At 54.2% G+C, this 20520-nt stretch carries 15 protein-coding genes; 6 read left to right on the top strand and 9 right to left on the bottom strand.

What is annotated here, in order from left to right; all coding sequences use genetic code 11:
* Positions 1-445 precede the first annotated feature (445 nt).
* Positions 446-2173, top strand: coding sequence for a SulP family inorganic anion transporter (locus tag VB712_RS05085; protein ID WP_323252789.1), 1728 nt, complete (start codon positions 446-448; stop codon positions 2171-2173).
* Positions 2174-2307: 134 nt separating this feature from the next.
* Here the strand turns inward: VB712_RS05085 and VB712_RS05080 are convergent, their stop codons facing one another.
* Positions 2308-3699: an NCS2 family permease gene (locus VB712_RS05080; protein WP_323252787.1), complete on the bottom strand. Its 1392-nt coding sequence runs from the start codon at positions 3697-3699 to the stop codon at positions 2308-2310.
* 244 nt (positions 3700-3943) lie between these two features.
* Here VB712_RS05080 and VB712_RS05075 point away from each other — a divergent pair, with 244 nt between their 5' ends.
* A complete protein-coding gene (locus VB712_RS05075) occupies positions 3944-5488 on the top strand; it encodes a pitrilysin family protein (protein ID WP_323252785.1) in 1545 nt (514 codons plus the stop codon).
* The gene (locus tag VB712_RS05070) at positions 5485-6978 is read left to right on the top strand and encodes a M16 family metallopeptidase (RefSeq protein WP_416236252.1); all 1494 of its coding nucleotides are present in this window, start codon (positions 5485-5487) and stop codon (positions 6976-6978) included. Before VB712_RS05075 ends, VB712_RS05070 begins: the two co-directional genes overlap by 4 nt.
* A 179-nt stretch (positions 6979-7157) precedes the next feature.
* On the opposite strand, the gene VB712_RS05065 is transcribed toward VB712_RS05070, so the two are convergent.
* A complete protein-coding gene (locus tag VB712_RS05065) occupies positions 7158-8024 on the bottom strand; it encodes a hypothetical protein (protein WP_323252782.1) in 867 nt (288 codons plus the stop codon).
* 221 nt (positions 8025-8245) lie between these two features.
* On the opposite strand from VB712_RS05065, the gene VB712_RS05060 reads away from it, so the two are divergent.
* Positions 8246-9379 carry an alanine--glyoxylate aminotransferase family protein gene (locus VB712_RS05060; protein ID WP_323252780.1) on the top strand — a complete coding sequence of 378 codons (1134 nt, stop codon included), beginning with the start codon at positions 8246-8248 and terminating at the stop codon, positions 9377-9379.
* 353 nt (positions 9380-9732) lie between these two features.
* A complete protein-coding gene (locus VB712_RS05055) occupies positions 9733-10764 on the top strand; it encodes a tocopherol cyclase family protein (RefSeq protein ID WP_323252778.1) in 1032 nt (343 codons plus the stop codon).
* A 22-nt stretch (positions 10765-10786) separates the two neighbouring features.
* On the opposite strand, the gene VB712_RS05050 is transcribed toward VB712_RS05055, so the two are convergent.
* The 5 genes from VB712_RS05050 to VB712_RS05030 form a co-directional block, all read right to left on the bottom strand.
* Positions 10787-11875 carry a tetratricopeptide repeat protein gene (locus VB712_RS05050; protein WP_323252777.1) on the bottom strand — a complete coding sequence of 363 codons (1089 nt, stop codon included), beginning with the start codon at positions 11873-11875 and terminating at the stop codon, positions 10787-10789.
* Positions 11860-13158, bottom strand: a complete 1299-nt coding sequence (locus tag VB712_RS05045; RefSeq protein ID WP_323252775.1) for a tetratricopeptide repeat protein — start codon at positions 13156-13158, stop codon at positions 11860-11862. Before VB712_RS05045 ends, VB712_RS05050 begins: the two co-directional genes overlap by 16 nt.
* A 68-nt stretch (positions 13159-13226) precedes the next feature.
* The gene (locus VB712_RS05040) at positions 13227-13580 is read right to left on the bottom strand and encodes a hypothetical protein (protein ID WP_323252773.1); all 354 of its coding nucleotides are present in this window, start codon (positions 13578-13580) and stop codon (positions 13227-13229) included.
* 282 nt (positions 13581-13862) lie between these two features.
* Positions 13863-15038, bottom strand: a complete 1176-nt coding sequence (locus VB712_RS05035; RefSeq protein WP_323252771.1) for an aminotransferase class V-fold PLP-dependent enzyme — start codon at positions 15036-15038, stop codon at positions 13863-13865.
* Positions 15039-15107: 69 nt separating this feature from the next.
* Complete coding sequence (locus VB712_RS05030; protein ID WP_323252769.1) at positions 15108-15665, bottom strand: DUF4112 domain-containing protein; 558 nt, start codon at positions 15663-15665, stop codon at positions 15108-15110.
* A 67-nt stretch (positions 15666-15732) separates the two neighbouring features.
* On the opposite strand from VB712_RS05030, the gene VB712_RS05025 reads away from it, so the two are divergent.
* Positions 15733-16425 carry a CADD family putative folate metabolism protein gene (locus VB712_RS05025; protein WP_323252767.1) on the top strand — a complete coding sequence of 231 codons (693 nt, stop codon included), beginning with the start codon at positions 15733-15735 and terminating at the stop codon, positions 16423-16425.
* 105 nt (positions 16426-16530) lie between these two features.
* Here VB712_RS05025 and mutS read toward each other — a convergent pair whose 3' ends face one another.
* Both mutS and VB712_RS05015 read right to left on the bottom strand, forming a co-directional pair.
* Positions 16531-19161 (bottom strand): DNA mismatch repair protein MutS, encoded by a 2631-nt coding sequence (gene mutS, locus VB712_RS05020; protein WP_323252765.1) that lies wholly within the window; start codon positions 19159-19161, stop codon positions 16531-16533.
* A gap of 245 nt (positions 19162-19406) precedes the next feature.
* Complete coding sequence (locus VB712_RS05015; RefSeq protein WP_323252764.1) at positions 19407-20339, bottom strand: trypsin-like serine peptidase; 933 nt, start codon at positions 20337-20339, stop codon at positions 19407-19409.
* Positions 20340-20520 lie beyond the last annotated feature (181 nt).

The raw sequence follows: 20520 nt of genomic DNA, 5'->3' as shown, positions 1-20520 counted from the left end.
AATCGTTAGATTGGATGACGCAGTAGGCAATCCGCCCACTCATTACGCTGCCTGCTTACCCTTAAATGCTTCCAGGCCTGTCGGTTTTTAGCCTTGTGATAGTTCCTGGACGTTTGAAATACAATATAATCACCACAACACGACTGGCCCAAGGAGGGCGACTAAAGTCGCTCGTGTCGTCTTTCATCCCCGCAATAAATTGACGTTGCTCTAAGACTCCCGCACTATTTTCGTAAGCTCTAGCCCACTTTCACTCTGAGCCAAGAACTTTAGTTCTTGGCGGATCGGGGTTTGGCCAACGCATCCCCACCAATCCCCTACGCCGATCAACGAGACAACCGGATTCCATCCCATCGTTAGAAATTCTTGTGAATCTCGTTCCATTCTTGCGGTATGTTAATCTCATCAACTTAACAAAACTACAAGTTTTTCTTATCAATCCACCATGCAAATCACCAACCAAATCCATTTTCGGAATTTGAAGGGGGATTTATTCGGCGGCTTAACCGCTGCTGTTGTTGCCCTTCCCATGGCCCTCGCCTTCGGCATTGCCTCCGGAGCCGGAGCCGCCGCTGGCCTTTGGGGGGCTGTCCTCGTCGGTTTCTTTGCCGCCCTCTTTGGCGGTGCGCCCACCCTCATTTCTGAACCCACCGGCCCGATGACCGTCATCGTCACAGCGGTGATTACTGAATTGGTCGCTAGAGACCCTGAAAAAGGCCTGGCCATGGCCTTCACCGTAATCATGATGGCGGGGATCTTTCAAATCCTGTTTGGCCTCCTGAAGTTGGGCAAATACATCACGATGTTGCCCTATAACGTCATCTCTGGCTTTATGAGTGGCATCGGGATCATTCTGATTCTGCTGCAAATTGGGCCCTTTCTTGGTGAAGCCACGCCCAAAGGCGGGGCATTGGGCGTACTGCAAAATCTGCCCACGTTGATCGCCAACTTAAACCCGCCCGAAGCGATCTTAGGCACGATTACCCTTGTGATCCTCTTCTGCTATCCCCGTGCTTGGAAAAAGTTTGTTCCCCCACAATTAACGGCTCTCTTGGTGGGTACTGGTTTGGGGCTAATTCTGTTAAACGGGAACGTAGAAATTCGCACCATTGGCATGTTAGGGGACATTAAAGCGGGTTTACCTAACTTCCAAGTTCCCACGTTCACAATGGAAAATATCCGGTTGATGTTTGTCAACGGGATTGTTTTGGGCGTGATTGGTTGTATTGACTGTTTATTAACCTGTGTTGTTGCGGATAGCTTGACCCGCACAGAGCATAAATCCAATAAAGAATTGGTGGGTCAGGGCATTGCCAATTTAATCACGGGTTTATGTGGTGGGATTGCCGGTTCTGGAGCGACAACGCCGACGGTGGTTAATATCCAAGCCGGTGCAAAAACTGCCTTGGCGGGGATTGTCCGCGCCCTGATTTTGCTGGTGGTGGTGTTGTGGGCGGCTCCCTTAACAACGGGGATTCCTTTAACGGTACTGGCGGCGATTATTCTCAAGGTTGGGTTTAATATCATTGATTGGGGCTTCCTCCAACGGGTGCATAAAATTTCCTGGAAAGCGGCGGGTATTGTCTACAGTGTCGTTTTACTGACGGTTTTGGTTGACCTGATGGTAGCGGTGGGTGTAGGGGTGTTTATCGCCAATATTCTCACCATTGAACGGTTGGATGAATTGCAATCTAAGTCAGTGAAGGCGATTACCGATAATGATGATCAGATTTTGTTAAGCGATGGAGAAAAGCAGGTCTTGGATTTAGCCAATGGCCGGGTGTTGCTGTTCCATTTAAGCGGGCCGATGATTTTCGGGGTGGCGAAAGCCATTTCTCGCGAACATAATGCGATTAGCAATTACGATGTGTTGATTGTGGATTTGGCAGAAGTGCCGGTGTTGGGCGTTACTTCTTCCTTGGCCATTGAAAACTCGATTCAGGAGGCCATTGACCTGGATCGTCAGGTGTTTGTGGTGGGGGCAACGGGTAAGGTGAAAAGTCGCTTGGAAAAATTGGGGATTTCGGGGTTAATTCCGGATCACCACTGGATGAGCGATCGCCTCACGGCTCTCCAAGCGGGTTTAGCCTTTGTCCGGGAAAAGCAGGGCTATCCGGCGGAACCATTGCCTCAATTGGAGGAGAACCCGACGGTTGATCTCGATTTAGGTTAATTGAGCAGGGGCGAAAGATTTTTGTGCCTCCGGCAGACTTACGCCAACGCCCCTACGGGTTTCAAGCAAAAATGAGGGGGATTGATCAGATGGGTCAATCCCCCTTTTTGGGTGGAGCGGATTGAAAGGGGGAATTAGGCGATCGCAAATTTCACCACAAATAACACCGCCAACACCCACATTGCCACTTTGGTTTCGTGGAATTTGCCTTGAAAGGCTTTGATCAGGGGGTAGGTAATTAATCCCACGGCTAACCCTTCGGCGATGGAATAGCTGAGGGGCATGATTAAGATGGTGAGGAAAGAAGGGATCGATTCGGCGGGATCATCCCAACGGATTCGCCCTAAACTACTGGCCATTAAGACCCCGACAATCACTAAGGCGGGGGCGGTGGCAAAGCCGGGGATTGCTTCTAACAGGGGAATGAAGAAGATCGAGAGTAGGAATAAACCCGCTGTTGTGACGGCGGTAAAGCCGCTACGGCCCCCTTCCGCTACACCGGCCGCTGATTCAATATAGCTGGTGACGGTGGAGGTTCCCAACACCGCTCCGGCGGTGGTGCCGATCGCATCGGCCATGAAGGCCCGATCCACATTGGGGAATTCCCCCTGTTCGGTAATATAGCCGGCCTTCATGCCTAAGCCGGTTAATGTGCCGACGGTATCAAACAGATCGACAAACAGGAAGACAAAAATCACCATTAACAATTGCCCGATGTTGACGCTGCCCATTTGGCCTAAACCGATGAAGGCTTGGCCAAACAGATCGACGGGTAAGGGGGGGAGGGCAACTAATCCCGTTGGGGGTTGGGCAATGCCCAAAATCCAGCCGAGGATCGCCGTCGCCAGGATGCCCCAGAGTAATGCGCCTTTGATGCGGCGGGCGACGAAGGCGGCGGTGATCAGGATACCGGCGATCGCCATTAAGGTTTTCGGATTTCCTAAATTCCCCAACGTGGTGATCGTCGCTTCGTAGGGGATAATTAGCCCCGCGCCGCCGGTTTCAGGATTCCCCGATAGGGCGATATAGGCGATAAACAAGCCAATTCCGGCGGCGGTGGCGTGTTTAATACATTCGGGGATGGCGTTGACGATTTGGGTGCGCACGTTGGTTAAGGTGAGGATAATAAAGATAATCCCCTCAATGAAAATCGCCCCTAAAGCCACTCGCCAATCAATCCCTAGGCCAATGACAACGGAAAAGGCAAAGTAGGCGTTTAACCCCATACCAGGGGCAAGGGCAAAGGGAAAATTCCCGTATAGCCCCATAATCAGTGTGGCGATCGCCGCTGATAACGCCGTGGCGATGGCAATTTCCCCAAACAGATCCCCACTGGTTTCAAGGAAAATTGCATTGGAGAGGATCACCGGGTTAACGACCAAAATATAGGCCATCGTGAAAAATGTCGTGATCCCGGCGATCGCCTCCGTCCGGGTATCGGTTTTCAGTTCTGCAAATTTAAAAAATTTCGCCCAAGCATTATCCTCAGGCAGCGGATTGGGTATTGGTTCAACCTCTGGATTCATAGCACCATTGAAAAATCACGCCCCCACCCTAAGGGGTTTTGCCGATCATCGTAGTGTCCCAGATTGCAAATTGCCCAGCGGTGGGCGGGATCAGGATTAGAGTTCATGAGCAAAAATGCTGATCGGGGTGGAGGGCGAAAAATTTTTCGCCCCGACGGCCTCTAGCCCGTTCCCGATGAGATACCCCTTCAGGATCGTTATAGTGGTTGATAATGTTTTTTAGCCAAGCACTGCTCGATCAGCTATGCCCCTGTTGAGATCGCCCCGTTCCACCCTTGCCCTTTGTCTGAGCCTGATCATGGCCCTGTGGTGTCTATTTCCCGCCAGCGCAGCGGCCCAGTTCACCGCCTCTCGGTCAACGATGCAGCCCTACATTGACCGGGTGGCCAATCATATTACTGAGTTCACCCTCGATAACGGTTTAAAATTCGTCGTCCTTGAACGCCATGAGGCTCCGGTGGTTTCCTTCGCCACCTATGCCGATGTGGGGGGAGCCGATGAGCCGGACGGTCAAACCGGCGTGGCCCACTTCCTCGAACATTTGGCCTTTAAAGGCACGACCCAGATCGGCACAAGGGATTACGCACAGGAAGCCCCCTTGTTGGATCGCCTTGATCAACTGTTTGAGCAACGCAAAGCCGCCCAAGCCGCCGGAGATACGGCCAAAGCGGAAGCCCTGGATGCCGAATTTCAAAACCTGCAACAGGAAGCAGCGGCGATCGCCATTCAAAATCAATTCGGTCAAATCGTCGAACAGGCCGGGGGGGTGGGCCTCAATGCCGCCACTTCTGCGGACTATACCCTCTACACCTACAGCCTCCCCGCCAATAAGCTCGAACTGTGGATGTCCCTCGAATCCGAGCGGTTTTTAGACCCGGTGTTTCGAGAATTTTTTGAAGAGCAACAGGTGATTTTAGAAGAACGGCGGTGGCGCACCGATAATTCCCCCATCGGTCAAATGGTGGAAGTCTTCCTCGATGCCGCCTTTAAAGTCCACCCCTACCGCCGGCCCGTCATTGGCTACAACGAAGATATTCGCAACCTTACCCGGCAAAACGTCCAAGACTTTTTTGATCTCTACTACGTCCCCAACAACCTCACCATTGCCATTGTGGGCGATGTTGATCCCGCCCAAGTCCGGCAATTTGCTGAAATCTATTTTGGCCGCTATGCCGCCAAACCTGCCCCCCCTCAGGTGCAATTGGTGGAGCCGCCCCAAACTGCGCCCCGTTCCGTCACTCTTCGCCTCGATTCCGAACCTTGGTATCTCGAAGGCTACCATCGCCCCAACGGAATGCACCCCGACAGCATGGCCTACGATCTGATGTCCAGCATCCTCAGTTCAGGCCGCACCTCCCGCCTTTATAAATCCCTTGTGGAAGAAAAGCGCCTCGCCTTGGGGGCCGCCGGTTATGGCGGTTTTCCGGGGGATAAATTCCCCAACCTGATCCTGTTCTATGCTCTCACCGCGCCTGGGGTGGAGTTGGATCAAGTGGCCACTGCCCTCCATGGGGAAATTGAACGGCTCAAACGGGAGCGGGTGACAGCGGAGGAATTGGAGCGGGTCAAAAACCAGGCTAAGGCAGGGTTATTGCGATCGCTCGCTTCCAATGGCGGCATGGCCCGGCTTTTGGCCGAATACCAGGGGAAAACCGGCAGTTGGCGCAACCTGTTTGATCAGTTAACCAAAATTGAAGCCGTCACCCCAGCGGATATTCAGCGCATTGCCCGCGCCACATTCCGCCCCGAAAACAAAACCGTTGGCCAGTTAATCCGCACTGAAGAATGATGAACCGCTCTCAAACCCCTCACTTCCGTTTTTCCCGCCCTCTGCCCTGGTTACGGGCAATGATCCTCCTGGTCGGTTCCCTGCTGTTTGTGTTACTTGCCGCGCCGATGGTGTCTGCGGCCACGGCGCGCCACTATACGGAGTTGGAGTTTCCCCCCCTGCGGGCGGTGGAAATGCCCAATTATGAGCGCTACACCCTGCCCAATGGCATTGTGGTCTATTTAATGGAAAACCATGAATTGCCCTTGGTTTCCGGCCAAGCCAGCTTTCGCACTGGCGGCCGCCTTGAACCGGCGGCGCAGGTGGGTTTAGCCAGCTTAACGGGGACGGTGTTGCGCAGTGGCGGCACAGTGGAGCGCACCCCCGATGAGATTAATCAGTTTCTCGAACAACGGGCGGCTTCTGTGGAAACGGACATTGGCGATGCTGCCGGGAGTGCTAGCTTTGAGAGTTTGACCGATGATCTCCCTGATGTGCTGAATTTATTTGCGGAAGTGCTGCAAAAACCGGCTTTTCGGGTGGATCAGTTGGATTTGGCGAAACAGCAATTGGGGGGGGCGATCGCCCGTCGCAATGATGACCCCGACGACATCGCCAGCCGCGAATTTTCCAAACGCATCTATGGCCCGGAGCATCCCTACGCCCGTTCGGTGGAATACAAAACCCTGGCCAATATTGACCGGGAAGATTTAATCCAGTTCTATCAGCAATCCTTCCGGCCCGAACAAATGCTGTTGGGGATTGTGGGGGATTTTGAACCCCGGCAGATGAAGGCTTTGCTCGCTGAAGCCTTTGGGGATTGGCAACAGGCCGCCGCTCCCCCTCTGCCTGCGCTGCCAACGGTAGAGCCAGCCACTTTAGGGGGAACGTTCTTTATCGAACAGCCCCAACTCACCCAAAGTTACATTTATTTAGGCCATCTTGGGGGGCAACTCAGTGATCCCGATTATGCAGCCTTGAGTTTAATGAATGGGGTGTTAAATGGGTTTGGGGGTCGGTTCTTTAATGAGTTGCGATCGCGCCAAGGGTTAGCCTATTCCGTCTATGGCTATTGGAGTCCCCGCTTTGACTATCCGGGCCTGTTCATCGCTGGGGGGCAAACCCGTTCTGAGGCCACCGTTCCCTTTATTGAATCCCTCCGCCGGGAAATCGATCGCATCCGCACCAACCCCATCACCCCAGCGGAACTGGACTATGCCAAGGAATCAATCCTCAATTCCTTCGTGTTTAACTTCCAATCCCCCGGCCAAACCCTCTCGCGGCTGATGCGCTATGAATACTATGGCTATCCCGCCGATTTCATCTTCAGCTATCAACGAGAAATCCAAAACACCACCGCAGCAGACATCCTCCAAGCAGCGGCAAAATACTTGAAGCCGGAACAGTTAACAACGTTGGTGGTGGGGAATAGCGGGGCGATCGATCCCCCCTTAGCGAATTTGGGCAGCGAGGTCGCAGCCCTAGATATCAGCATCCCCCCCGCCCAATAGGCCCTCACCCTAAATCCCTCTCCCAAGTAGGGAGAGGGACTTTGATTTGGGGGCGAAAGATTTTTTGGGGGCGAAAAATTTTTTGAGGGCGAAAAATTTTTCGCCCCTACAATCTGGGGAGGAAAGAGGATAGAGAAGAGAGGAAAGAGTGAAGTTGATTGTTCTTCCTACTTCCCACTCTAACTCGACAGGTTTTTCTTGCGGATAATCGGTTTTGTCGGTCTGGGACTGCCGGGAGCTTCGCCACCGCTAGCCTTTACCGGCTTCGTCGGTCGAGCGGAATAACTCTTACTGGAGCCGCCTCGACGATTTTGATCAAATTTTTTGCGGGGTTTGGGTTTGGGCATAAAGCCCATATCATGGGCTTCCTGAATCACCAAATGCTGCCCTTGGCGCATCAGGTGTAAATCCCAAAAATGGCGCAGGGGGCGTTCTTCCGGCAATGTGCCGCGCAGGTGGAGCTTAAAGGATTTTTTGCGTTTTTCCGCCGGATCCCGGGAGGCCTGCTGAATTTTGACAATCACCAACTCCGTTTCTTTGGCGCAAAACACCACTTCCCCCCGCACGGAAAAATAGCCATTTTCACAACGGGGTTCTGGCTCCACTGGCTCCAGGGCAGGGCGTTGGGGACGGGGGGCAATGGGTAAAGCGGGTTCGGCGGCTTCTGGCTTGGCTGGCTCGGTTACTGCCGCCGCTTCATCCTCTGGGGTGAAATCGGGATCGAGTTTTTCCGGTTCCCAGACCCCAGCAATTTGGACATGAAGCTGTTCCTCTTCCTGTCGGGTACGGGGATAGACAACCCAAAGGTGAGGTTGCTCTAAATCGAGATGGTTTTTAATCAGGCTGATCACCCGACCGAGTAAGACTGCATCTACTTCCACCCCATCTGTGGTCATGAGCGTCCCCTTGGTATGTTGCTCTTCCGAGGGGATATAGCGCCCCTCGACTAAGCCGATCGCCCGATATTGGCGCGGTTCGCTGGGGGGGGGAATGGGTTGAGCGCGGGAGGGTTTAGATGCGACGGGAGCGTTATCTGGGTTGTTCATAATTGAGTTGAATCCTAAGCTCAACGACTGGCAAGGCCAGGCTTGGGCGGTGATCAGCCCCAAACCTGAGGGGGGTCTTGAGCCAGTGGGTGGGTAATGCAATCTTTCTTCACCACTTTACAGGGGAATCATGGGAGTTTGGAACAGTTGCTGAGATTTCAGGTGGGAAGGGGGCGATCGCCCGGATAATAGAGACCGTAGCCGCTGTTGATAATTTTCCCATGATTGCTCCCCCTGCCCATCCCCTCCCCCCCCTTGATCTTCCCACCCGGTTGCTGATGGGGCCTGGCCCCTCCAATGCTGACCCGGCGGTGATTGCCGCCCTCAACCGTCAACCCATTGGCCACCTTGACCCCGCCTATCTCGCCCTCATGGATGAGGTGCAAATTCTCCTACGCTATGTGTGGCAGACGGAAAACCCGATGACGTTCCCCATTAGTGGGACGGGTTCGGCGGCCATGGAGGCGACCTTAGCCAATGTGGTGGAGCCGGGCGATCGCGTCCTCGTCGGGGTGATGGGCTATTTTGGCGATCGCCTCGTGGAGATGGCCAGCCGCTATCAAGGGGATGTGCGCACCATTCATCAACCTTGGGGCGATGTGTTTAGTTTGGAGCAACTCCGGGCCGCCCTGGAGGAGCACCGCCCCCAAATCCTCGCCCTCGTTCATGCGGAAACCTCCACGGGGGCCAGGCAACCCTTAGAAGGGGTGGGGGAACTATGCCGCGAATTTGACTGTTTATTAATCATTGATACCGTTACCAGTTTGGGCGGTGTGCCGATTTTCCTCGATGAATGGCAAGTGGATCTCGCCTACAGTTGCGGGCAAAAAGGCTTAAGTTGCCTACCGGGGATTTCCCCCTTTACGATGAGTCCCCGCGCTGTAGCAAAGTTGGAGCAGCGACAAACGAAGGTGGCCAATTGGTATCTTGATGCTTCTCTATTGGCCAAATATTGGGGATCCGCCAGGGTTTACCACCACACTGCTCCGGTTAATCTGACCTATGCCTTCCGGGAAGCCCTGCGTTTAATCGTCGCTGAAGGATTAGAGGCCACTTGGCAACGCCATCAACGCAACGCCGAAGCCCTTTGGGCGGGGTTGGCGGATCTGGGTATCGCCTGCCATGTGGCCCCAGAGCATCGTTTACCGACCCTAACCACGGTGCGGGTTCCCGATGGCGTGGATGCGAAAGCGGTGACGCAACGGCTGTTAAATGAGCACAATTTAGAAATTGGCAATGGTTTAGGGGAATTGGCGGGCAAGGTGTGGCGCGTGGGGTTGATGGGGGCCAATAGTCACCCGGAAAATGTCGAGCGATTTTTAACGGCCTTTGCTCAGGTGTTGGGGAAAGCGTGACCATGGGGAGGATCCCCCCCTGCCCCCCCTTAAAAAGGGGGGGTTCTGAGTGTTCTGAGATTTAACCCCCTTTTTAAGGGGGTCGGCGCAGCCGGGGGGATCGTGACCCTTGGAAAAGGGGGGGTTCTGAGCGTTCTGAAATTTAACCCCCTTTTTAAGGGGGGCGGCGCAGCCGGGGGGATCGTGACCCTTGGAAAAGGGGGGGTTCTGAGCGTTCTGAAATTTAACCCCCTTTTTAAGGGGGTCGGCGCAGCCGGGGGGATCGTGAGCATCACAACGAAGCCAGCAGGGAAATTGTCAGGAAGATAAAGTTGGATCAACCAGCCGATTAATCTCAATCTTTGGAGCGCACTATGGCCCCCTATTTACAAACCCCCCACAGTGGTTATCACTTTACCCCTTGGCTCCCTGGCCGGTTTTTTGAAGGCTGGTACTATCGGGTGACATTGCCCCAATTGGGGGAAAGTTTTGCGTTTATGTATTCCATTGAAGACCCCCAGGGAGGGCAGGCCCACAGTGGCGGCGCGGCGCAGATTTTGGGGCCGGGCGATCGCTATCTCTGGCGCACCTTACCGGATGTGGTGGGGTTTTCCGCCGCAGCGGATCGCCTGGAGTTGAGCCATTACCGCCGCGATCGCCGTTGGGAAGGCTACACCGCTACAGAGGATCACCATCAAGGCTATATCCGTGACCCTGCCACCGGCTTCTATTGCCGCTGGGATTACCAAATCCAACCCCTTTATGGTTGGGGCAATCCCCACGAACCCCAACAGGCTACAGCGGGTTGGCTCTCCCATCTCCCCATTTTTGATCCCGGTTGGCAAATCCTCATGGCCCACGGTTTGGCCAATGGTGTAATTAATTGGAACGGCCAGGAATATTACCTGGAGCAGGCCCCCGCCTATAGTGAAAAAAATTGGGGGCGATCGTTCCCCAAGGCTTGGTTTTGGCTGAATTGTAATAGTTTTACCGATGAGCCGGATTTAGCCCTCACAGCGGGAGGGGGGAAACGTCAGGTGTTGATCACCGAGGAAACCGTGGCATTGATTGGTATCCATTATCGGGGCCAATTTTACGAGTTTGCCCCCTGGAATAGTCGGGTGACTTGGGCGATCGCCCCTTGGGGTCGATGGGAAATGCGGGCGGAAGGCGATCGCTACCATGTCGAACTTGTGGGAACCACCACCCACCCCGGCACACCCCTCCGCGCCCCCACCCACGACGGATTAACCTTCTGTTGTCGCGATACAATGCGGGGGGAAATCGCCTTGAAATTAAGCCACAACAACGGTGAGGAAATTTGCACCGCCCACAGCACCACCGGAGGGCTAGAAGTGGGAGGGGAACCTTGGACAGCGGTTTGGGTATCGACCGAGAAGGATTGAGAAGTGGGCAACAATATGGAATCTAAGGAGAGCGCAATTCCGCCAGCGTGGCGGCAATTTCAGCGGCACTTTCTTGATCCCCCAATTGGGTGTAAGCCGCTTCAGCCCTTTCCAACCAGGCGATCGCCTCTCCTTGATCCCCTAAAAAATCATGGAGTTCGCCCAACGTGGCCGCGATCGCAGCGGCTGCTAAACCATCCTCGGTTTCCTGAGCCATAGCCCAAGCCTGCTCATAGGTGGTTTGGGCTGTTTGATAACGGCTGACGGCTTCATAGAATTCCGCAAGGGTGATGTAGGTGGAAAGAACGGCTGTATCAGCGGCGATCGCCTTTTCTAACACCGCAATCCCTTCACCATAAAGCTCATATTCCCCATACATCTCCGCTAAGGACAAGTTATAGATCGCTGGCGGCAAATCCAAAGCCGTTAACGCCGCAACTTTCGCCTCTGCTTCCGCTACTTCGGCCTCAGTGAGCAGCATAAAGTTAGCCTGACAAGGGGATGTTGCCCCAGGGCGATCGCAGGCCGTGCCTAGGGCGACAATCGTCACCCGATAGCTGCGGCCGTACTGAAGGGGCGTTTCCTGATCATAAACCCAGGTATTGCCGCGAACCTGATAGCTTTGAGTGGGCAAGCCTCGGCCTTGGAGATACACCGTATATTCCGTAACCCCCGGTACATCGTGCCAGCGAATCGTCGGCGTGAGCGATTGCATCACCCCATCATTGCGGGGATTGAGGAGGTAGGGTATAGCGGGGTTTTCGCTATCCTGGGGCGATCGCACCCGATCCGTTTGGCGGGATTTGGCTTGAGCCGCCATCGGGCAGTGTTGAACGACGCTAAAGGTTCCGGGGCGATTAATCGGCTGGGTCGCTAAATTACCGCAGAGCAGGGTTACAGATCCCCCAGAAGCAACTCGGATCAAATCCGTTCCCTGTAACCGTGCTCCTGGTGCTAGGGGTTGGAATGTTCCCCCTCCCCGTTGAATCTCAACATTGCCCCGTTTTTCGGAAACAATTACCAAAGATTGAGATTGAGCGGGGGCGATCGCCATTCCCCAAGTGAGGGCCATCGCAACGGAACCCCAAAGCAGATTTATAGCATGGCGCATTGGTCTTTGTCCTCTCCCAAACGTTCGTAGGCCCAGTGTAACCAAGTATCCTCATCAGGATTAAGGCGATTGCCCAGTTGGCAACAGCGTAACCATTGCTCTAGTGCCTTTTCTGATTCCCCTTGGGCTTCTAAAACCTGAGCTTGGAGACAATGGGCCGAAGCAGGATAGTCGATATAGGGACGGACTCCCGGCTGATGGGAAATTTGGATGGCGATATTTAAGTTTGTATAGGCTTCCTCTAAATGTTCCTGTTCTAGCCTTGCCCATCCTAAATAAGTGTAGAGTTGATAATCGATTTCGGGAAAATTTTCCTGGGGGAGGGTGAGGGCTTTTTGAAGCAGGGCGATCGCCTCTGGATAATCCCCCCCTTGGATATTAAGGCGGGCAATGCGGTTATAGGCTTCGATCACATTCCCCTGCATCGCAATCAGGTAATGGGTGCGGGCTTTGCCCACCTCTTGGATTTTTTCGTAAAGACGGCCCAGATTGTAATGGGCATTAACATTGTTGGGGTCAATGGCGATCGCCCGTTGATACTGTTGCTCGGCGGTGGCAATTTCTCCCTGGGCCACATAGCGCATCCCGGTGCGGTTATAAATATTGGCAATCATCGGCAAACTAAACCACAAACCCCCCAACCCCAAGGTCAGCACCAGCGTCGTTCCCACCCGCACCTCATCATGGAAATATTGGGGAATTTTCAGTGTCCGCAGGAGCTTATCAAAGCCCTCTTGGCCTGCGGTGGTTAATTCGCTGCGGGCTTTGAGCAACGTTAACAAGCTACTAAAAACAATCGTCGAGGCCCCCGCAACCCCGGCCCCTCCCATCAAAAACCGCGAACTGATATCCACCAGCAGACTAATATTAATCGTCCACCCCGTCACCGTCAGCCCTCGCCACAGCCAATCAAGGGCTTCCCAGGGGTGAGGATTCACCGTCGTTCGCTGATCCAAATACCACCACCAAGCCGTTTCTGGGGGGTTGAAGCTACTGCGCCAATCGGCAAATTGGCTGGCGGACTGTTGGGCGGAGGCATCGACGATGGGATTGGCTAAACCCTTCAGTTGAGCATCTAAATGAATGATCCGCTCAAGCTGTTCGGGGGTGATTTGGGCATCGTCAATGGTTAAACAATGGGCGAGGCGATCGCGCAGTTTAAGCAGCGTCAAAATCTGCACGAGGGTGATCTCTTGCTTCAGCTTACCGTTGCCGGTTAGCGCTTTGACCGTGGCGATCGCTGTGCCATAGTTTCCTAGCACCGCTGCAAAATCATCACTCATCTACCAAACTCCCGAATGCTTCGAGGCTGATCCTAACGCTCTAGGGTACAACGCGATCCAAGGGGAAACTAATCCCAATTTTCCCAACTGAGGAGGGATTCAAATTCATACCGTAGACTTTCCACATTGGCCACCCGTGCCACGATGACGTTTTCGCGGCCGGCTAGGGAGAGTTCCTGTTGCCAATAGCGCACTCGGTCTTCATGTTTGAGCCAAAAGTTAACGATGCGCTGAATCACCTCATCCCAATTCCATTCGGGTTTGGCGGGAATCAATTCAGTGGATTTGATCAAATCATCAAGGGTGCAATGGGGGCTGCTCAGATAGGCTTTGCTGCGGTGGGGCTGTTCTTGGGCTTTGCATTGGTATTCAAAGGCGGTGAGGATCGGGGCAACGCCAACAATGTCGAAGGTGTAGGCCATGACAACGAAACTCCAAACGAAGAGGATAATTGAGTTTGGACGGCATTGTAGCGAACAAGTTCAGCAAAAACTGTATTTGTAAATCCCTTTTAACCGAATTTTTCGGTTCGGTTTACCCTAATTGGCCAACCAATTCCTCGTTACTTGGCTCTGCCAAGTAATGCCCCACGGGAGGCTCTGCCTCCCAGAAGGCGGCAGAGCCGCCAAAGTCCATGCCACGGCAGAGCCATGGCATGAGGGTGATGTAGGAGTCATGGCAGGAGGTTGATCGGGTTGGGGATATTAGAGGCTGGCGAGGACGCGGATCAGTTGATCCATTTCTGCTGGGAGGGTGAGGTAATGGACGCAGGCCCGCACACAGTCGGGGCTGATAATCGTGCGCAGATAAAAACCCTGTTGTTCCAACGCTTGGACTAATTGCTTGTGGGGAATGTCTGCCTTGAGGCGGAATGAGACTAACCCCGCATCGGGAGGCGTGCTGCGTAAACATTGCACCTTGGGCAAAAGAGAAAGCCCTTGCCAAAGGTATTCGGCATTTTTTTGGATTTGGAGGGCGCGTTCTTGGGCGGTTCCCCATTTGCTGTGGGTGGCGATCGCCGCCCGTAATCCCGCATAGAGAGGATAGGCCGATGTGGCCACCTCAAACCGCATCCCGTTGGGCTTCCATCCCGTCGGCATCCCCGTGCTATCCATATTGATACTGCGCCAGCCGATAAACGTCGGAGCAAGGCTTTCCAACGCCTCTGGCCGCACATATAACCCCCCCACCCCCGCCGGGCCACAAAGCCACTTATGGCCCGTAAAGGCATAGAAATCTGCCCCCAAGGCCGTTAAATCCAAAGGCATCGATCCTACGGATTGGGCTGCATCCACTAAAACTTGAATGGGGCGATCGCGGTTATGGCAAATGCCAATAATTTCCGCCAAAGGCAAAATTTGCCCCGTATTCCAGAGCAGATGGGACACCACCACTAACCGCGTTTGGGGCTGTAAATGTTGTTCAATCACCACCGCCGGATTGCCCCGGTTCAACGTCGCCATAATCGGGCAGGTGGAAACCCGCACCTCAAACCGGCGGGCAATTTCTTTAATAATCGCAATTACCCCCGGATGCTCACAATCGGTAATCAGGATATGATCCCCCGCTTCCCAGGGAATCCCCCAGAGGGCAATATTGCACCCCGCCGTTACGTTTTCCGTCAGGGTGATCGTGTCAGGATGCACTCCCAACTCCTGACCAAAGGCGGCCCGCATCGCTGCCCCTTCCTGCATCACCCAATCATTAACTTTTGTAGAAAAGGGCCCCTGTTGTTGGACGTATTCATAGGCTCGATAGATCGCCTCCATGGCAGCCTTGGGCATTGTCCCCTGGCCCCCAAAGTTGAAATAAGCCTTATTCACTAAACCGGGGAATTGTTGGCGATGATGTTGGAGGGGAGCCGGATCAGCAGGGTTCATAGTGGGGGGATGGTCAATAGTGGATTAATTAGCATTCTTCAGTGTATCGGACGGGAGCAACCCAACCGATTAACCAGCGGGAAAGACTGCGCTGAGTAGGCTACGCAGTAGGAAGAGGAAGAGGGCGGTTGCGCCAATCACAAAGACAGCGACCCCGCTAATCAGCAGGAGCAAAAACCAGCGATCGCCTCGACGGGTTTTTCCTTCAGCCCCTAGATTGCCGGTGTCACGTTGCCCCCCATGGGCTAAGTGGGATTCTAAAAGCTGTAAATTTTTCGTATTCGCTTTCCAAACAAAATCAAAGGCATCCCCTGCCACCGGCACTGTACCCAAGAAGGCATCTAAGAAGAGATGAATCACCATCTGGATCAGGGTTTCCTTGGGTGTACCGAGGCGATAGGCCTGCCAAACGATGTAAACGGAAAGGCTGAGGCTGAGATAGTCGCCAGCGGCGGGGATCAAGCTCAGGAGGGGGTCAAGACCAAACCGCCAGGATGTGCCGGGGATGGCGATCGCCTCATCCAACAAATTGCTTAAGCGGCGAATGCCTTCGATATTGGGGAGTTTGGGGGAATTTTTCTGAGCGGCCCCAGGCTCAATCGGTAAGGGATCGGGGGATTGGGTCATAGGACGAGAGCCGAAAGGCCGTGATACATTGAGCAATATTCCTCAACTATAAGGATAAAAGCTGTTTATGTTCACCCAGGCAAAACCCCTGACTGCTTCGGAATTACTGGCTCAACTGGATGCGATCGTTGAGAGCCACCACCTCCTCAAGCATCCGTTTTATCAACTTTGGAACGAAGGGAAGCTCACCCTCAACGCCCTTCAGGAGTACGCCAAGGAGTATTACCACCAAGTCCATTACTTCCCCACCTATGTCAGCGCCACCCATGCGGCCTGCGATGACCTCCAGATCCGCCAAATGCTTTTGGAAAACTTGATCGAAGAGGAGCGGGGCGCAAACCATCACCCAGAACTGTGGTTGCGGTTTGCGGAAGGCTTGGGGGTGGATCGGGATGTGGTGTTAAACCATGCCCCGGCTCAGGAAACCCAGGCATCGGTTAAAACATTGAAAACCCTGGCCCGTGACGAAAATCCCGCCGTGGGGATGGCGGCCCTCTATGCCTATGAATCCCAAATTCCGGCGGTTTCGACGACAAAAATTGCTGGATTGAAGGAATTTTATGGCATTGATGGCGAGGCGGCGCTGTCTTTCTTCCAAGTCCATGAAGCAGCGGATGAAATCCACAGCGCCATGACCCGCGAAGCTTTGGCGCAACTCTGCACCACCCCCGAAAGCCAAGCCGCTGCGGTGGAAGCAACGGAACAAGCCGTAAAAGCGTTGAACCTCCTCCTAGATGGGGTTTACGCCGCCCATTGCTAGGGCTGGCTCTGGCCAAGGGGGATCCCTCCCCCCAAGACTGAGGCGGATCCCCCACATCCCTGGGGGATTCGCCCGTGGGATCGGCAGCATTGGGGTCAGTGCTGATCAGGGGCGATCGCCAAAAATATCCAACTGCTCTACCCGGTGATCTGGAGCTAGGGCAGGGTCTAAACGTTTGGGGCTACCCTTGCGCAGGCCCACAGCGATTTTACTGTGCTTCTCAATTTGACCCATCACCTGATGCGCCCGCTGAATCACCACATCCGGCAACCCTGCGAGGCGACCGGCTTCAATCCCATAGGAGCGATCCGCGCCCCCCGGATGGACTTCATGGAGAAAAATAATTTTATCCGGCAATTCTTTAACAGTGACTTGATAATTGGCCACATTGGGGCAGAGGGTTTCTAACTCATTGAGTTCATGGTAATGGGTGGCGAAAATCGTGCGGGATTGGATGGTTTGGGCGAGATATTCCGCCACCGCCCAAGCAATGGAAAGGCCGTCAAAGGTGGCGGTTCCTCGGCCAATTTCATCGAGTAAAACGAGGGATTTCGCCGTGGCATGGTTGAGAATATTGGCGGTTTCATTCATTTCCACCATAAAGGTAGATTGCCCCGTGGCTAAATCATCCACCGCTCCCACACGGGTAAAAATGCGATCGCAAATCCCCAATTTTGCCCCCTGGGCCGGCACATAACTCCCCGTTTGGGCCATGATTTGGATCAGCCCCACTTGGCGTAAATAACAGCTTTTGCCGCTGGCATTGGGGCCGGTGAGGATAATTAAATCTGGACTATCCTGCCGTTGGGGTTCATAGCCCATGTGGGTGGAATTGGGGACAAAAAACTGCTGTTTTAAGCGTTGTTCAACGACGGGATGGCGACCTTGATTGATTTCAATTTCTCGCCCCTGGGTGATCATGGGGCGACAATAATTGTGGGCGATCGCCACCTCTGCCAACCCCACCAACACATCCAAAGCCGCCACCGCCCGTGCCACATCGCGAATCTCCTGGGCCTGCTCCCCCACCATCCCCCGCAATTCCTGAAAAATCTCATATTCAATCTCATTCAAATCATCCTGAGCCGTGAGGATGCGGGTTTCCCGCTCCTTCAGTTCTGGGGTGATGTAGCGTTCCTCATTGGCGAGGGTTTGCTTACGGGTGTAGTCGGAGGGGGCAGCATCGGCTTGGGCGCGGGGCAGGGTGAGGTAATAGCCAAAGGTCTTGTTATAGCCCACTTTGAGCTTATTGACCCCCGTCCGCTCCCGTTCCCGAATCTCCAAATCCGCCAACCACTGCTGATCGGCCAAAAGTTGCGATCGCCGCTGATCCAAGCGGGGATCAATGCCATCGCGGATCACGCCCCCCTCCTTAATGTGCAACGGGGGAGCCTCCTGAATCCGGTCTAACACATATTGCCCCACCTGCTCCAAGGTTGGGCGAATCTGGTGCAATGCTTTGAGATAGGGGGATTGGCCCTGTTGGGCCAGGCTGGCTAATTGCACCAACCGCACCAAGGAATCGGCTAAATTGACCAATTCCCGCGCATTGGCCCGCCCTGAAGCGGCCCGACCACTGAGGCGTTCGAGGTCGTAAAATTGCCGCAATAGGGTTTTGAGATCTTCCCGTAGGCCGTTATGGGCAATCAGTTCAGCAATCGTCTCTTGGCGGGCAAGAATGCCCTTAGGATCTAACAGCGGTTCGAGAAACCAGCGTTTTAAGGCCCGGCCCCCCATGGCGGTATTGGTGCGATCTAAGGCCCAGAGGAGGGAGCCAGTAGTAGCGCGATCGCGCACCGTTTGCATTAATTCCAAATTGCGCCGGGTTTGGGGGTCAAGGATTAAATAATCGGTAATCGCATAGGTTTTCAGGGGTTGGAGGGGGGCGCGGTTGTCCTTTTGGGTGTCTTCGATGTATTCCAACAGGCCCCCCGCTGCCCGCATTGCCAAGGTTTGATCCGCACAGCCCATGGCTTCGAGCGATCGCACCTGAAACGTTTCCATGAGCCGATTGCGAGCCTCTGGGGCCGTGAAATAGCGGTGCGATCGCGTTGTATAACACAACTCCGAAGGCAATTGAGCCGGAATCAATTCATCCCCTTGGCCCGGTCGCAACAACCGCCCCACATCGGGGGCATCGGTGGGCAACAGCACCTCTGAAGGTTGAAGCCGTTCTAATTCCATAGCCAGGGCCTCTAGCCCCGTTCCTTGGGTTGTGTAAAATTCCCCCGTGGTGATGTCTGCATAGGCTAACCCCCAATGGTGTTTCACCAACACCACCGCCGCCAGAAAATTATTCCGCCTTGCCGAGAGCATCCCCTCTTCCGTCAATGTGCCGGGGGTGATCAGTTGTTGCACCTCCCGCCGCACCATTCGCTTTTCCGCTGCGGCGATCGTCGCATCCTCCACCTGATCACAAATCGCCACCGCATAGCCCTTTTCCACCAACAGCGCCGCATAGCGTTCGAGGGCATGGTGGGGAACCCCGGTCATCCGTACCCGGCCAATTTCCTTGCCCCCCTCTTTACTGGTCAGCACCAGTTCTAATTCTTGGGCAATGGTGACGGCATCCTGAAAGAAACATTCAAAGAAATCCCCCACCCGATAGAGGAGCAACGCCTGGGGATACTGCTCTTTCACCTCAATGTAATGCTGCATCATCGGTGAGAGCTTATCGCGGTCAAGGCCGCGATAATCACCATGGGGTTCAGGAACATGGGCAGAAGCAGCGGTCATGGTCGTTCACAGCGTCGGGATCGTTGCCCCATTGTGCCATTGTTACCCTGTTGTGAACTACCCACCGCTCAATCCAAAAACCCGGCATATCCCAAAAGAGCGATATACCTCCGGTAAGCTTCGCTAACGCGGCTGTTCCCACAACCGCACCACCTCAAAACGATGGGTCATGCCTTAAGAAAGTCCCCAGTTGAGCCGAATCAACTGAGGGCCGTGCAAGCTGTTTCTGAAAGGGGAGCGATCGCCTATTTCAACCGCTGTGCTGCACTACTCCAGCGATTGACTTGTACGCCTCGATTCAGATACCGAGTGCGATCGCCTGTCGGCAACACCACCTCTCGATGCAACTCATTTGCCCCCGCGTGTAACCCCAAAACCTGATAACTGCCATCATCAAACCGGGCAAAAATGGCAGACCCAGAAGCCCCCGGATTGGTATCGCAGGCATGGAAAATCAACCCCGCCAACGGCCCCTGATTATGACCCTCAATCACACTGCAACCCTCATGCTGACCCGCTGTATCCCCCGCCCGGCCAAACTCCCGTAATGCCACCGTTGGGAAATCTCCCGCATAGCCCACCAAGCGTAATTTACCCGCCACAGCACTCACCACATTAGGATTGGTAAAATTCGCATCCAACCAACCCAAATAACCGACGCGATCGCCTAAGGGACGCTCCAACTTCAAAATCGCCCAATCATCCGCCGCCGCTGTCCCCCTTGCCCAACCCGACTCAAAGGTGCGTACCGCCGCCTCAACCTGTGCCACACCGCGAACCATCCCGGCTTTAAAGACGATGCGATCGCGCCCCTGTTGATATTGACCCGGCTGTACCAGTTGATTGGTGCGAGGATGCTGCAAACAATGGGCATTGGTTAACACTAAATCCCGGCCGATCAATGTCCCGGTGCAATAGCCCAGGCTCCGGCCATCGGCTAAGACCCAATCAATGCGGCCAATGGCGGAATAGGGATAGGCGGAGGTTAACACCGGCTGGCGATCGTCCTTATCAATGACGACGCGATCGTCTTCGCTGTAGGGTTGATCGGAAACGGGCAAAGCGGGGGGGATGAAACCGGGCTGGGCGACGGGTTCAGACTCTGCCTGCAATCCCCGTAGCGGCACAGTCAAGATTAAACCCATCAAGGTTAAAGCGGCTAAAAAACGGAATTGCATGAGCAGGTCTCCATTACAGACATCAACTCCTCTATTGTGGCCAAGAATTTCCTAAAGTCAGCCACGGTTTCACTTTTTGCAACAAGGGCATGGTTCTTTGAGATGAAATCCGCTGGTAGCGTTGATCTGTGTAGGGGCGAAAAATCTTTCGCCCTACCCCCTCAAGCTTTGCACGATCTCA

Source organism: Spirulina sp. CCNP1310 (genome assembly GCF_034932185.1).
In the GTDB taxonomy this organism is placed as follows: domain Bacteria; phylum Cyanobacteriota; class Cyanobacteriia; order Cyanobacteriales; family Spirulinaceae; genus Spirulina.
This window is presented reverse-complemented; position numbering and strand designations above follow the sequence as displayed.

Coding starts and splice junctions, on each gene's coding strand:
- VB712_RS05085 (WP_323252789.1), top strand. CDS start 446: ATGCAAATCACCAACCAAATCCATTTTCGGAATTTGAAGGGGGATTTA.
- VB712_RS05080 (WP_323252787.1), bottom strand. CDS start 3,699: ATGAATCCAGAGGTTGAACCAATACCCAATCCGCTGCCTGAGGATAAT.
- VB712_RS05075 (WP_323252785.1), top strand. CDS start 3,944: ATGCCCCTGTTGAGATCGCCCCGTTCCACCCTTGCCCTTTGTCTGAGC.
- VB712_RS05070 (WP_416236252.1), top strand. CDS start 5,485: ATGATGAACCGCTCTCAAACCCCTCACTTCCGTTTTTCCCGCCCTCTG.
- VB712_RS05065 (WP_323252782.1), bottom strand. CDS start 8,024: ATGAACAACCCAGATAACGCTCCCGTCGCATCTAAACCCTCCCGCGCT.
- VB712_RS05060 (WP_323252780.1), top strand. CDS start 8,246: ATGATTGCTCCCCCTGCCCATCCCCTCCCCCCCCTTGATCTTCCCACC.
- VB712_RS05055 (WP_323252778.1), top strand. CDS start 9,733: ATGGCCCCCTATTTACAAACCCCCCACAGTGGTTATCACTTTACCCCT.
- VB712_RS05050 (WP_323252777.1), bottom strand. CDS start 11,875: ATGCGCCATGCTATAAATCTGCTTTGGGGTTCCGTTGCGATGGCCCTC.
- VB712_RS05045 (WP_323252775.1), bottom strand. CDS start 13,158: ATGAGTGATGATTTTGCAGCGGTGCTAGGAAACTATGGCACAGCGATC.
- VB712_RS05040 (WP_323252773.1), bottom strand. CDS start 13,580: ATGGCCTACACCTTCGACATTGTTGGCGTTGCCCCGATCCTCACCGCC.
- VB712_RS05035 (WP_323252771.1), bottom strand. CDS start 15,038: ATGAACCCTGCTGATCCGGCTCCCCTCCAACATCATCGCCAACAATTC.
- VB712_RS05030 (WP_323252769.1), bottom strand. CDS start 15,665: ATGACCCAATCCCCCGATCCCTTACCGATTGAGCCTGGGGCCGCTCAG.
- VB712_RS05025 (WP_323252767.1), top strand. CDS start 15,733: ATGTTCACCCAGGCAAAACCCCTGACTGCTTCGGAATTACTGGCTCAA.
- mutS (WP_323252765.1), bottom strand. CDS start 19,161: ATGACCGCTGCTTCTGCCCATGTTCCTGAACCCCATGGTGATTATCGC.
- VB712_RS05015 (WP_323252764.1), bottom strand. CDS start 20,339: ATGCAATTCCGTTTTTTAGCCGCTTTAACCTTGATGGGTTTAATCTTG.